The organism is Acinetobacter sp. SW-226 (assembly GCF_055632855.1).
The window spans coordinates 2,376,180-2,390,211 of record NZ_CM145752.1 but is presented as its reverse complement, the minus strand read 5'-3'; the positions used below and the strand labels follow the sequence as shown (position 1 = coordinate 2,390,211).

Here is a 14,032-nt window from a genome sequence, read left to right as displayed (position 1 = left end):
ACCTTAAAAAAGAAGATTAAAATGAAAAAAATAATAGGGTTATTCGTATTTATGTCTATGCACGTGAGTGCGAATGACAGTACGGGTTTTGTCGCAACAGGCGGTGTGCAATATCTGAAAAATAAAGATATTCAAATGTATAGTGAAAACTTATTTATCAGTAAAAAGCGAATCACTGTCGATTATGAGTTTAAAAATTTAGGTAAACATTTGGTAAATGAGACTATTTTATTTCCCTTACCGAAAGTTCAAAATTACGTGGACTATGATTATGCTGACGCCACAGGTTTAATTGATAGTTTTAAAATTCAAGTTAATGGTCAGCCTATCCAGCCTCAGGTACATGTACGGGCTTTTTTACCGAGTAATGAACAAGAATATGTTCATGATGGAGACTTTCAAGCCGATGTAACGAATGAGCTTATGGCTTGTAGTCTCACGCAGCAAGAGTTGATACAGCCGTGGAAAGGTGAAAATGCCGATATAAGTACTTCTATTCAGCAAAAAATTCAAACTTGTAAAAATCCAAGAGTGCAAAAACTACTAAAAATTCAAGATGAAGATCTCATTCGCTGGCAGTCTCAGGTTATTTATAGCTGGAAACAAAATTTTAAAGCGAACAGCATGACCCGTATTCAGCATGAATATGCGCCATTGGTCGGTGGTTCGGTCTCTTTATATCCTGAAGAGGATGAAAAGACTTATTGTATGGATCAAAGCTTCAAAGCGGGTTTGAAAAAAGCCAAATCACAATATGCACCTTATCAGGCGTTGGGTTATATCTTAAAAACGGGCGCAAATTGGGCGAAACCCATTCAAAGCTTTAAGCTGACGATTAAGCGTGATCCCAATGAGTTGGTTTCATTTTGTTGGAATGGTCAGGTGAAAAAGATCAGTTCGACACAATTTCAAATGACAGAAAAGAATTTTGTGCCTAAGCAGGATTTAGATATTATTTTTGTGCGTAAGTTTTAAGTAGTAAAAAGCCCATCAAAGGATGGGCTTTTGCTTTTATTCTTGCTCTGTGGCATCCGCCTTGTCGTGCCAGTATTTGGCTTTTTCCTCATCCGCATCAATACCTAGTGCATTTTCATAAATGAAAGCCAAATCACGCATGGCTTGAGCCTCACCCAGTTCCGCCGCTTGTTGTACCAGCTCAATTGACTTAGTGACATCTTTTTCAACCACATCGCCTCGACGGTAAAAACCAGCCAACTCTAATATTGCAGTAGGGTGTTTCAGTTCAGCAGCTTGTTTTAACCAGTGATGTGCATGTCCAAAGTAGGTTTCTGCTTCGCTTGGGTCTTCTTCACGAAGTTCTTTGGCATAAAAAGAATAACCTTCACCGAGCCAATACATGGCTTCTACATGACCTAATGCTGCTGCTTTGAGCGCCCATTCTTCTGCAAGGGTAATGTCATCTTCATTTTCACTTTGCATATACAGTTCAGCAAGTTCAAATTGAGCGTCACTATTGCCCGTTGTTGCAAGGTTGACCAATTCAGCAGGAATTTTAGGAGATTTAGGCATACAGATAACCAAAGATTTAAACTGTGGATAGCCTAATGCTTTCAAGTGAAAAAGCCAATCCGAAGATTGGCTTTTAGGCTTAGATCAGATGCAAAGTTAGACTGAATATAAATAAGAGTAAAACTGAAACAGCGATATTCCTAATTTTTTGCTCAAAATAACTCAAGCAAAGTCCAACAAACAACGCCGCGAAGCTAATCACGCCAACCCAATAACTGATTTCAGTGCTCCAATGTCCTTGCGTTAAGCAAATGAACAAAGAAACAATGAGGAGTAACCAACCTATAGTGGTTGCTAAGCGGGTTTGCTGAAGTGTCAGTTCTTTGTTAAAGATTTGCTTTTGATGCTTAGACATACTGCTGGCAAGAGCAAAAAAACCTAGGGTTGCTAAAGCCCATATCATTAGAAACCAAATCATGCTTCGGCCTCCTGAACAAGTGCTTTCACTTTTTTATTCGGCAAACCTTGATGCTTTTTAACTTTGTTATAAGCGAAATAGAAGATCACTGCCATTATCCACATGGCTAGGTCAACCGATGCAATCATCCACTGATCCTGCGCAATGCTGTTCCACAAAGCCTGACCACCTGTCATAAAGTTGACCACTGGTAACAGTGCGAAAGCGAGTGTTGCCAGTAAAAGTAAGTCTAACCATGCTTGGCGGTGGGTACGGAAAATGGCATAAATTAGTGTGAGTAACCATACCGTAAAGAAGCTACGGATCTCCCAGTTCAGGCGCATTTCTACATCTGCAGGAATGAAGCGGTTAGCATAAAAATATGCCGCACACGCCAAAGGTAAACCAATGATGGCTGCAATATTCAGGACTTCAACCAGTCGGAAGCCAAACGATTTATAGCCTTGTTTTTGCTGTTGGGGCGCGCGTTTTACACACCAAAGAATCAGACCTGTAGCGACCATGAGCGTGCCTAAAATGCCCGAACAGAATAGCAACCAACGAAGAGCTAAGTCGACGCCGCGAGCTTCGTGTAAGACGGTGACCACGTTATAGATACCACTTGGAATAGATGGGTTTTTTATCCGTATATTTTTATCCGTTTCATCTTGACCCGTGACCCCATTGTAGTTGAGTGTTGCATAGACATTGCGATGCGCGACACTTTCAGCACGCAAGGCACGGAACTCAATTTTGGCTTGGTCTGTATTGGGTGAAATAATGTTAATCGAAGCAATTGGATTGTCTTTCCACTGCTGTTGTACTGTCACCATAATCGGCGCTAGGTCCGTCAGTGGCGCAGGGCGGAGTTCGGGTTGTGGACGTTCCCCACCACGACCTTGAGCATGTTCACCACGTTGCTGTCCGCGCTCTCCACGATCCGCTCTTTCGCCTTCGCGTTGACCTCGACCTTCGCGCTGCTGATCTTCAGCTTTTTGGGGCTGCTCAATCATGCTGGCCTGTTGGTCACGTAAGAACTGTTGTCTATTTTCATACGCTTGGTTAATTCCCCAAGGCATGAACATAAACATGAGCAGTAGTAAGCCACTAAAAGTAATCATTAAGTGAAAAGGCAATGCAAAAACAGCGGTTGCGTTGTGTGCATCCAGCCATGAACGCTGACCTTTGCCTGAGCGAAAGGTAAAGAAGTCCTTAAAGATTTTTTTATGGGTGATGATACCGCTAACAATTGCAACCAACATGAACATGGTGGCAATCCCGACCAACCAACGTGTCCACAGACGCGGTAAACCGTATAATTCAAAATGGAAACGGTACAGGAACCCACCACCACGTGTATCCCGTGGTTCAATCACTTCACCAGTTGCACTGTCTAAGGTGATCCGTGTCCCACCACGACGTGCTTTCGGGTCTTCGCCAACGGCACGAATAGTTACTTCAGTCGTAGTTTGCCGTGAGTTGGGTAGTTGAATGTTCCAACTGCCTGCATCAGGGTGGTTTTTTTGTAAATAGTTGAGCGCGACCTGCATTTGTTGCACTTGAGACTGCGCAGGGATAGATTGATGGGTTTCGGGTTTCATCCAAGTAGAAATTTCATTTTGGAAAAAACTGAGTGTTCCAGTCACAAAAATTGCATACAGCAGCCACCCTAAAATGAGACTGGCCCATGTATGCAACCATGACATGGATTGGCGCGGTCCTTCCGCTTTTTGATCAACACGCATTGAAAAACTATCCTAAAAATTTGAGTAGGGCATACAGTGCAATACATGGCACAGCAATACCGAGCGTTGCTTTTAAGGTTTTTTGAACCATAAAGACCCAAATAAAGGCAGCACAGTTAAGACAAAATGCAATGAGTGTAGCGCTCATAGCCGCATTCACAGGATTGGCTATAAAGATTTTAGCAATGGCTAATGCAGAAAGTGCTGCAAGGAGATAGCCTCCAAGTAAGGCAAGAGCAAATCGGTACAACACCATAAGGCGGTAGCTAACGGGGGTATCGACTTTTTTCTTTTTGGTTGGTTTCGGACGAACTTTTTCCGAATGAACCAAGGCATCAATTTGAGTGGTGCTATTCATGGAAGACAGTTGGTGCTTTAGTAAACAGTGTTGTAAATGATAACAATTATTATTTAAATTAAATAGATGGTAATTTTATTTATTTTTTCTGTAATGTTTGGTGAGCCTCTAAATGAGTAAGATTTAAAGCAACGGTAGAAGAATATTAAATTTATAGGACTTACGCATTGACGGATTCAAAAAAGTATTAAAATACTTTATAAAGTATCTGTGATCAGACGAATTAAACATGCTTCTACAGCAACTTGTACATTACCCATTTATATGGGCTTTCTCATGACAGAACCGAACTCTATTAGCTGCACACAACTTGCCGAGACTTATAATATCTCGCATGATAGTGTAAATCGCTTTCTAGAGCGTGAAGACTACACACCTCACGACCTATATCAAGAATCAATTCAACATATTGATAATAATAAACTTATAGTCAGTATTGATGATACTGTTTTAGATAAACCATATAGTCAACATATGGACTTGGTTAGCTATTTTTGGTCAGGCAAACACCACCGATCCGTCAAGGGTATTAATCTCATTACCTTGTATGCGACAGATCGAAATGGTCAAAATATTCCAATTAATTTCCGAATTTATGACAAATCTGAAAGTAAAACCAAGAATGATTACTTTATGGATATGTTAAGTGAAGTACTCAGTTGGGGTGCAAAGATTCAATTTATTACAGGTGATAGTTGGTATTCATCGACTGGAAATCTAAAAACCATAAGAAAATATGGTATTCGATTTATGTTTGGTATCGACTGTAACCGTAAGGTTTCCCCAGAAAAAGGACAATGGTTTCAACTGCGCTTATTGCCAGATTTCCATCAGGGTCAAGTGATCTGGCTCAAAGATTTTGGCTTTGTACAATTATTTAAGACTCAGTTAAAAGAACAGCAGAGGTTTTATATTGTGCATCAAGATGAAGATGATTTATTGTCCTTTGAGGGTTTTCATGAATTACATTCAAGTCATTGGAAAATAGAGCAATATCACCGGGTGATTAAACAGGTTTGTCATATTGAAAAGTTTCAAGTAAGACGATCTAAACTGATTTTGAATCATATTTTTTCAGCCTTGATGGCCTACGTCGAGATACAAAAGAACCAGTTTGAGCGGATCTTTGAAAATGTATATCGTTGGCAGAAGAAATTATTTAGACCAGTTATCAAAAACTTCATTGATGACTTTATTCTCGATAAAAATCATCTGCTACCACAGAGAATCTATAAATAATAGTGCGTAAGTCCTAAATTATTTTTTGAAGATTTTTTTAGCTGAAAAGGCTACATGGCGTTACTAAATCATCTGATTGAGTATTTGTTTCTGCGTTATTTTCATTGCCTATACAATGATGTAATTTGAGGAAAGGAATGGCTGCTTTTATTAATGCTGAACAAGCAAAAATTATGTCTAACCAAGCGTATTTAGATATTGAGATCTACAAATTACGTTTGGCCTCATTGATTGAAGAAAGTGCCAAACAGGGAAATACTGCGGTATTTACAGTGCTACCAAAACATTTACCTTTACAAGATATTCGCTGTTTTTCAGCAGAACTCACCCAATTGGGATATCAAGTCCGTTTGGAAGTGGAAGAGTTCTATTACAGTTTAAATGTGTACTGGATTTAAAGCTGTCCTTTACGGTTAAGTTTATCTTGGTATGAATACAATAAAAGCCCGTGAATGGACTTTTATCTTTTAGCAATTCCACAAAACCGATAAGACGATTAGAGTCTAATATCTGAAATTTTAGTGTGGTAGAGATTCTTTAAATCTAGTGTCTGTTTAAGTTTATGGTCGAAAATATCGGTGAGCATACTATCGAAGCGTTGAGTGTTGTAATGAAGCAACTGATCCGCTTCCTCAGAGCTGATGAACCCTGTTTCAAGTGCATGTTGAATATGTGATTCAAAATCTAAGCCTTCAAATTGTTCTTTGGACTCTGCTTTTTTAAACTTCGTCCACAGCGGATCAATCTTTAATGCTGCTTGGAACGCATTTTCCATACGCCCAAAGACATCATCGGGATCGGTATTGTAAAAAACATGCTGCTTCAGTTGTTCACGGAACGGGTTATTTTCCATGATGGCAAGTCCTAATTGTGTTTTTAATTGGTCACTTGGTTGTTGGGCAATACGACCAAAAGGGAAACAGATGAACTTGACTACGCAAGCTGCGGCTCGTATAGGAAAGTTTGCAAATAGCCCATCAAATGCATCCTGAATTTGCACAAATGCTTTTTCTAAAGCCAATTGAGCATGTTGTTGTTCCACCTCACTACGTTGTCCTTTTTCATAAAACTTCAAAATAGCAGTCGCGATAAATAAATAAGCATGAATGTCGGCTAAACGCCCTGAAAGCATTTCTTTGCGCTTAATATCACCTGCAAGTAAGCCTAAACAAAGGTCTGCGGTTAAAGCGAAGTTGGCACTGAAACGGTTAATGGTTTTGTAAAAAGGACGTGAGAAATCATCTGTCTGTGCGGAAGCATCTGAAGGACCACCGAATATGCCATAACTGAATGAACGTGCTGTTCGGTTAAAGGTATAAGCCAAATGTTTAAAAAGTAGCGTGTCGAAAGGCGCTAAAGCGGTTTTTGTATCTTCTACTTGAAGGAGTTGCAGCTCTTCATATAAATAAGGATGACAGCGCATAGAACCTTGACCAAAGATCATTAAAGAACGGCTTAAAATATTGGCCCCTTCAACAGTAATCGAAATGGGGATGGCTTGATAATTCAGTGCTAAAAAATTGCGTGGCCCCATTTGCACAGCCCGTCCACCAACGACATCCATGCCGTGATTGACAATTTTACGCATGGTTTCAGTGGCATAGTATTTGGCCATAGCTGTCATTACAGCAGGTTTTCCACCTTCATTTAAACCACAGGTCACCATATAGCGAAAAGCTTCTAACATATACGCACCGCTGGCAATATCACTGGTGGCTTCTTGCACACCTTCAAAATGTCCCACAGAAATTTTAAACTGTTGGCGGACTTTGGCAAAAGCACCGATGCTTAAATAGGCCATTTCAGCAGAAGCAGTGGAGAGCGCAGGTAGGGAAATACCGCGACCTACGGCTAAGCACTCCATCAGCATGCGCCAACCTTTACCTGCATTTTCTACCCCACCAATAATCCAATCGAGTGGGATAAAAACATCTTGTCCATCGACCGTTCCATTCATAAAAGGAGAACCAGGATTATGTCGTGCACCAACTTGGACACCATCATGGCTGGCAGGTAATAAGGCGCAGGTTATGCCGTATTCAGTTTTGCTTGCATCGCCTAATAGCCCATCAGGGTCATAGAGTTTAAAAGCGAGACCAATCACAGTCGCAATAGGTGCCAGAGTAATCCAGCGTTTTGAAAAGTTCATACGTAAACCGAGTATTTCTCGGCCTTCAAACATGCCATAACAGACCACGCCTGTATCAGGTATTGCACCTGCGTCTGAACCAGCCTCGGGACTGGTTAAACCAAAGCAGGGGATTTCTTCACCTTTGGCGAGTCCCGGTAGATAGCGTTGTTTTTGTTCCTCAGTTCCATAATGTAAAAGCAACTCACCTGGGCCTAGAGAGTTGGGCACCATACAACTGACGGCAGTGGTCAGTGAGCGTGAAGAAATTTTGCTCATGATGCGGCTTTGGGCAAAGGAGCTAAACGCACGACCGCCGTATTTTTTGGGAATAATTAAACCCAAAAAGCCTTGTTCTTTGATGTATTGCCATGCTTCAACAGGAAGATCTTTTAAGTGGTGATGAATTTCCCATTCATTGAGTAAACCGCAAAGGTGTTCAACTTCATGATCTAAGAAGGATTGCTCCTCAGCAGACAAAGTTGGGTAGACATAACCATCAAATTTTTTCCAGTCAGGCGCACCCATAAATAATTCTTTTTCCCACCAACTGGTGCCTGCATCCAATGCTTCGCGTTCGGTACTGCTCATACTCGGCATGGCTTTGGCTAAAGCTTTATAGGCAGGTTGCGTGATTAAGGACTTGCGTAATGGATCAATAACCACAATCAGGCTGAGAATAATTAAGGGTAGACCTAGAAGTAGTGACCACGGATTAATAAAAATAGCAGTGAAGAGGGATGCAAAAATAACCATTGCAGCACCAATAAGGCGACTGACTTCAAAATAAAAAACAGCCCAGAGGGTACAGATTAAAAGCAGAATGGCGAAAATGAAACCCATTGAAACCTCCCGTTGTTTACACCGTGAGGTGAGTCATACGTTTTATAAAATTTCACGGAAAATAAGGCAAAACGTAGACTGAAAAGGTGTAATAAAAATGAATTTGATTTGATGTGTAGCAATACAATTATTTTAGACTTTGAATTAGCTTAGGGCGTTTTTTGAGCAATGACTGTGTTAGAAATGTATGAATACGTAATTGAAAAATATAAAGAACGAAGTCTGTAATAAAAAAAGCCCTCATATGAGGGCTTTTAATTTTTGCATTTAACTGTTTAACATCACAGCAAATTAAGCTTCAATCGTTTGAACGGCAATCTTTTTCGCAGGGTCTACTTTGCGACGTACTGCTGGTACAGGTTCGCCATAGTATTGACGGTCAGCGAAGTAACTTGAGCGAACCATTGGTGCTGCCCAAATATTTCTAAAGCCTAGCTTTTGACCATGTGCAGTGTAACGTTCAAATTCTTCTGGTGTAACAAAGCGGTCAATCGGCGCATGCTCTTTTGAAGGCTGTAAATACTGACCAATCGTTACATAGTCAACGCCGTGTGCATGCAAGTCATCTAAAAGTGAAATGACTTCTTCTTCAGTTTCACCAATACCGACCATCAAACCACATTTGGTTGGAACGTCAGGGCAGTATTCTTTAAACATTTTCAACAGATTTAAAGAGTGTTGGTAGTCTGAACCTGGACGCATTGCTTTGTATAAACGTGGCACCGTTTCAATGTTGTGGTTGAAAACATCAGGTGGACACTCGGTCATAATGCGAAGCGCAATGTCCATACGACCACGGAAGTCAGGGACTAAAATCTCAAGTAAAGTATTCGGGCTTAATGCACGTGCTTCTTTAATACAATCAACAAAGTGTTGTGCACCACCGTCAAGTAAGTCATCACGGTCTACAGAAGTGATCACGGCATATTTTAGACCTAAGTTTGAAATCGTTTCAGCCATGTGACGTGGTTCGTCTGCATCAAGTGCATTTGGACGGCCATGTGCCACGTCGCAGAAAGGACAACGACGTGTACAAATGTCACCCATAATCATAAAGGTTGCAGTACCCCCACCAAAACATTCAGGTAGGTTTGGACATGCTGCTTCTTCACAAACGGTATGTAGTTTTTGTTCACGTAGGGTTGATTTAATGCGTTGCACTTCTTCGGGTGCTGCCATTTTAACGCGAATCCAATCCGGCTTGCGTGGCGTTTCAACCGTAGGAATAACTTTTACAGGTATACGCGCGACCTTTTCTGCGCCACGAAGTTTGATACCCTGCTCAGGTTTACGGTTTTCAGACATATTCAACTATTCCACTGTTTTTGACGGGGGAGATGCTAAAAATAGCAGTTCTTAGTATAGCGGAAATGCGAATTGATAGGGCAGAAATACTATTCATTTACTAAATGTGGTTATCACTTAATATATGTAAGCTAAATACAGCAAATTGCCTGCAATTACGTCATAATATGCCCAAGATAAGTAATAAGTTTTTTGAAGAAGGAGCGTTGAATGCCACGTAAAAAAGAGGTCGTTGGTGGAACTTTCGTTAAGTACGATGCGGTCGTTCTAGGTTCAGGCCCTGCGGGTGAAGGCGCGGCAATGAAACTTGCCAAATCTGGAAAGCGTGTTGCGATTGTGGATGTACGTGAGCAGCTCGGTGGTAACTGTACCCACGTGGGGACTATTCCAAGTAAGGCTTTACGTCAAACGGTATCGAGCATTATTCGCTATCGTCGTGATCCAATGTTTAAAAAAATGGGCGACTGGCGTCAGTTTACCATGAAGCAAGTGCTTCAAAATGCACATAAAGTGATTCAACAACAAGTAGATACGCATTCACGTTTTTATGACCGTAACAAAATTGATATTTTCCATGGTCGCGCCTATGTCCAAGACCAAAATACAGTTTTAGTGTTTAGCCCTGAAGGCATTAAAGAAACGATCCTATGTAAACAAATCGTAATTGCAACGGGTAGTCGTCCATATCGTCCTGCGGCGCTTGATTTTAACCATCCGCGTGTATTCGATTCAGACAAAATTTTAGATCTTGATTATTCCATCCAAAAAATCATTATTTATGGTGCAGGTGTCATTGGCTGTGAATACGCGTCTATTTTTATTGGGCTAGATCACAAAGTTGACTTGATAAACACACAGCACAAACTGCTGAGTTATCTTGATGATGAAATTTCAGATGCGTTATCTTATCACTTACGCCAACAAGGTGTTTTGATTCGCCATAATGAGCAGATTGATCATCTTGAAACCTATGATGATCACGTGGTACTGCATTTGCAAAGCGGTAAGAAAATTAAAGCCGATGCCATTTTATGGTGTAACGGCCGCTCTGGAAATACGGATGGCTTAGGTTTGGAAAATGTTGGCATTACACCAAACAGTCGTGGTCAGATTACGGTGAATGATCAGTACCAAACCGAAGTAGAAAATATTTATGCTGCAGGTGATGTGATTGGCTGGCCTTCACTGGCTTCTGCTGCATACGACCAAGGTCGTTGTGCGGGTGCAAATATGAGCGGTGAGGAAGGCGTTGAACCTGTTGTTGATATTCCGACAGGGATTTATACCATTCCAGAAATTTCTTCGATTGGAAAAACTGAACAAGAGTTAACTGAAGAAAAAATTCCGTATGAAGTGGGTCAGGCTTCATTCCGTCACTTGGCACGTGCACAAATTACGGGTGACACGGTGGGGGAATTGAAAATTCTGTTCCACCGAGAAACTTTGGAAGTGCTGGGTGTACATTGCTTCGGTAACAACGCTTCGGAAATTATTCACATTGGTCAAGCTGTGATGAATAGTCCAAATAATACCATCAAATATTTTGTGGAAACCACATTCAACTATCCAACTATGGCGGAAGCTTACCGGGTTGCAACCTTAAACGGTATGAATCGGTTGTTCTAATTTTTATAATATTTTTCAAAAACCTGCGAGTTTAGGCTCGCAGGTTTTTTTATATCTAAAATATTTTTTTATCTATTGTTTAGTTTTTATGAGTATGTAAATATGCTGGATATGTACACTAAAGTTGGCTAACGTTATGAGTCGAACGCCGATTAGTCCAATTGATCACATTCGTCAGTCTACTCAGCAATTGGTTCGTGAGTATGGTCGTCTACAGAATGGTTTAGATCAAGTATTGTCATCATCGTCAGTGCAATGTTTACTTTGTTTAGAGCAACAAGGGCAACTGAGTGCAGTTTCTTTGGTGGAACACTTGGGTTTGGACAAATCAAGTGTGAGCCGAATGTTAGCCAAGTTAAAACAAACGGGTGAAATTGAGGAATTCAGTAGTAGCGAAGATGGACGTGTCAAGTTAGTTTGCTTAACCGAGCAGGGGCTCAGTACAGTTCACCATATTCATAGAGCTGATCAAAGTCAGATCAGTGCGGCATTGCAAAATTTAGATGAACATGGACAGCAACTGATTTTGCAGGGTTTAGCCCTGTATATTGAAACACTAAAAAACTTTCGCATCTCAGCAACTACAATACATACTACAAATATTCAAATTGTCTCTGGCTATCAAACAGGCTGTGTTGCCCGGCTGATTGATATGTTGCGCCAGTTTTATCGAATGAATAGCACATCACATGATGTGATTGAAATTCAGTTTGCACGCGAGTTAGCTGATTTTATTGGTCGCTTAGATCAGGCGCGTAATGAAATTTGGTTTGCCTTACATCAAAATCGTATTGTGGGCTGTGTTGCGATTGATGCAGAAAACTTAGGCAATGCCAATGCTCAACTTCGGTGGTTGATGGTGGATGATATTTGGCGCGGACAGGGCATAGGTCAACGGCTTATGTCACATGCAATGCAATTTTGTGAGTTACATGACTTTCAGGCGGTGGAAACGTGGCTTGAGCAACCATATCAGGCTGCAAAAAAATTGTATGAGCAATATGGTTTTGTTTATATGAGTGAACAGCCTGTTGAGTATTTTGGGCAAATATTTACTGAACAATATTATATAAAGCGCATAAAAGACCACACAGCTAAGCGCGGTAGAAGAAAAAAGTTTAGATGGCTTTGTTTTGGCTATTTTAGACGTAAAAAAACCAACAATCGTTGGCTTCTTTGAATGGGGCTGCGAAGGTCACATCAATTACAAAATGAATTGATGTAAGAAGTAGGCAGAAATCATCATGCCTAACACAAAGAACATGCACGAATAAGCATCAAGCTGATAGCGCTTTTCTAATTGATGTTCAACATGCTGTATATTTTCTTCTTGCATAATTTTCATGGAAGTTTTATTCCGATTTAATTATCGTTTAAATCCTATTGCATGTTTATATTTTTAACATAAAAAAATGATTAAATAAAGTACTAAATAAAAATAATCAAAGCCGATTATACATCATTATTAATTTTTTTAGTTTTATCTAAAAATTATATCAAAGTCTGCTTCTGGCAAGAGCTAACTATATGAAAGTCATAAAACTCATAAGTTTTGAATATATAAATTAAATAAAAATAATGAATTTAAAACTGTGGATAAATGGGTTTTAAAATGAATTTAAAATAGATGGAATTAATATAAAATGTGGATAAGTTTTATACAAATGAATTTAAATTAAAATAAAAGTGAGCTATAAAAATAAAAAAATCCAACTCAGTTGATACAAATTGCTTTGCAATCTGAGTTAGATTTTTGTTTAAATTATTGATTTGATGAATAAATATTGGCTTGAATCCAAATGTTACCACGGATGTATTGCCCAATATTGAACTGTGCATAAGTTGGGTTTTTAGTGGCAATACGGATCAAGGTTGCAGCTTGGTCTTCTTCATGAATTAAGGCAACGTCAAGCAACGTGTAGTCTTGCTCCATAAATTGCATGCTAGTTTTACCCACAATATTGCCTTGAAACCATGCTTCATCTTCCTGACCAATCTTTTCACCATATAAATAGGCAACCATCTTTGAAAAATCTACAGTCACAGGTTCTTTATCGTCATCTGACTTTGGTTCCCATGCGTCGATTTGCTCTTGGAGGTTGGCAGGGGCAATACCATTGTTTGCTGCTAAAATATCGTTTAGTGCGCGATGGTGTTTAATGGATGCGGGATCATCAACGACAAGTTGTTCATGTTCTGCAACAGCCTCTAGCTCATATGCCCATGCATTGAGTTGTGCAACATAGGTTTGGTCTTTTTGGTATTGGCCATGATTCACGCTATACAGACTATCGTAAGCATATACAATGCTGTTATTACCTAAATTTAGGCGTAGAACAGCTTGCGTGTTTGATTGACAGCGGATGATACGTTCAACCACAACAGGAACTTTGTAGGGGCTATTGAAACTTGGGAATGCGGTTTTTACTGCTGTAGGCTTATTATTTTCAACTGCAATCACTTGTGTAAGCTGAACAGCAGCTTGACTTGGTCCTTGGATTAACCAACAGTTTGCATCCATATCCTGTTCAGTTTGGCACAACCCCATTGGCATAATCGGCGCATTTAAAGCTAAACCTAACCATTTGGGTACATCTTGTGCAGGGTGATCTGTGAGTAAATTCCAATGTTCGACGTGGCTACCAAAGTTTTGGTCATCAATGGTGATTATTTCTGGACTATTTTGATTGTTCATATGCACGATTGAATGAGGTGATATATCCCTATTAAATCGAGGGTTATTTCTATATTTCAAGTCCTTTATTATATTTTTACTGAAGAATCATGAAAAAGCACATAGATATGGCTTGAATTTGGCTTTTAAATCCTGCCACAGTCATGATGAATTATACTTTAAAAGT

Annotated in this window: 13 protein-coding genes; 5 read left to right on the top strand and 8 right to left on the bottom strand. The window is 40.0% G+C overall.

Translation table 11 applies throughout. The features are described 5' to 3' along the window. Window positions 1–21: 21 nt before the first annotated feature. The gene (locus ACZ8ZH_RS11435) at window positions 22–975 is read left to right on the top strand and encodes a DUF4424 family protein (protein WP_119063667.1); all 954 of its coding nucleotides are present in this window, start codon (window positions 22–24) and stop codon (window positions 973–975) included. A 36-nt stretch (window positions 976–1,011) separates the two neighbouring features. Here the strand turns inward: ACZ8ZH_RS11435 and ACZ8ZH_RS11430 are convergent, their stop codons facing one another. From ACZ8ZH_RS11430 to ACZ8ZH_RS11415, 4 genes are all read right to left on the bottom strand, one after another. After that, window positions 1,012–1,530 (bottom strand): tetratricopeptide repeat protein, encoded by a 519-nt coding sequence (locus ACZ8ZH_RS11430; protein WP_162900265.1) that lies wholly within the window; start codon window positions 1,528–1,530, stop codon window positions 1,012–1,014. Between the two features lie 79 nt (window positions 1,531–1,609). Then, a complete protein-coding gene (locus ACZ8ZH_RS11425) occupies window positions 1,610–1,948 on the bottom strand; it encodes a DUF3325 domain-containing protein (RefSeq protein WP_119063665.1) in 339 nt (112 codons plus the stop codon). Next, window positions 1,945–3,672 (bottom strand): PepSY-associated TM helix domain-containing protein, encoded by a 1,728-nt coding sequence (locus tag ACZ8ZH_RS11420; protein WP_119063664.1) that lies wholly within the window; start codon window positions 3,670–3,672, stop codon window positions 1,945–1,947. Before ACZ8ZH_RS11420 ends, ACZ8ZH_RS11425 begins: the two co-directional genes overlap by 4 nt. Window positions 3,673–3,679: 7 nt before the next feature. Next, window positions 3,680–4,030, bottom strand: a complete 351-nt coding sequence (locus ACZ8ZH_RS11415; RefSeq protein ID WP_086208314.1) for a hypothetical protein — start codon at window positions 4,028–4,030, stop codon at window positions 3,680–3,682. Window positions 4,031–4,240: 210 nt separating this feature from the next. On the opposite strand from ACZ8ZH_RS11415, the gene ACZ8ZH_RS11410 reads away from it, so the two are divergent. Both ACZ8ZH_RS11410 and ACZ8ZH_RS11405 read left to right on the top strand, forming a co-directional pair. Then, window positions 4,241–5,269 carry an IS701 family transposase gene (locus ACZ8ZH_RS11410; RefSeq protein WP_470247683.1) on the top strand — a complete coding sequence of 343 codons (1,029 nt, stop codon included), beginning with the start codon at window positions 4,241–4,243 and terminating at the stop codon, window positions 5,267–5,269. Window positions 5,270–5,406: 137 nt separating this feature from the next. Beyond that, a complete protein-coding gene (locus ACZ8ZH_RS11405) occupies window positions 5,407–5,667 on the top strand; it encodes a hypothetical protein (RefSeq protein ID WP_086208313.1) in 261 nt (86 codons plus the stop codon). Between the two features lie 98 nt (window positions 5,668–5,765). Here the strand turns inward: ACZ8ZH_RS11405 and ACZ8ZH_RS11400 are convergent, their stop codons facing one another. Next, window positions 5,766–8,240 (bottom strand): acyl-CoA dehydrogenase, encoded by a 2,475-nt coding sequence (locus ACZ8ZH_RS11400; protein ID WP_119063663.1) that lies wholly within the window; start codon window positions 8,238–8,240, stop codon window positions 5,766–5,768. Window positions 8,241–8,531: 291 nt separating this feature from the next. Continuing rightward, complete coding sequence (gene lipA / locus ACZ8ZH_RS11395; protein WP_086208311.1) at window positions 8,532–9,545, bottom strand: lipoyl synthase; 1,014 nt, start codon at window positions 9,543–9,545, stop codon at window positions 8,532–8,534. A gap of 210 nt (window positions 9,546–9,755) precedes the next feature. Between lipA and sthA the strand changes: the two genes are divergently transcribed. Both sthA and ACZ8ZH_RS11385 read left to right on the top strand, forming a co-directional pair. Further along, window positions 9,756–11,171: a Si-specific NAD(P)(+) transhydrogenase gene (gene sthA / locus ACZ8ZH_RS11390; protein ID WP_086208310.1), complete on the top strand. Its 1,416-nt coding sequence runs from the start codon at window positions 9,756–9,758 to the stop codon at window positions 11,169–11,171. A gap of 136 nt (window positions 11,172–11,307) precedes the next feature. Continuing rightward, entirely contained in the window at window positions 11,308–12,351 is a 1,044-nt protein-coding gene (locus tag ACZ8ZH_RS11385) for a bifunctional helix-turn-helix transcriptional regulator/GNAT family N-acetyltransferase (RefSeq protein WP_470247730.1), read from the top strand. A 24-nt stretch (window positions 12,352–12,375) separates the two neighbouring features. Here the strand turns inward: ACZ8ZH_RS11385 and ACZ8ZH_RS11380 are convergent, their stop codons facing one another. Both ACZ8ZH_RS11380 and ACZ8ZH_RS11375 read right to left on the bottom strand, forming a co-directional pair. Next, window positions 12,376–12,516: a hypothetical protein gene (locus ACZ8ZH_RS11380; protein ID WP_004693924.1), complete on the bottom strand. Its 141-nt coding sequence runs from the start codon at window positions 12,514–12,516 to the stop codon at window positions 12,376–12,378. A gap of 417 nt (window positions 12,517–12,933) precedes the next feature. Then, window positions 12,934–13,866: a hypothetical protein gene (locus ACZ8ZH_RS11375; protein WP_119063661.1), complete on the bottom strand. Its 933-nt coding sequence runs from the start codon at window positions 13,864–13,866 to the stop codon at window positions 12,934–12,936. Between the last annotated feature and the right edge of the window lie 166 nt (window positions 13,867–14,032).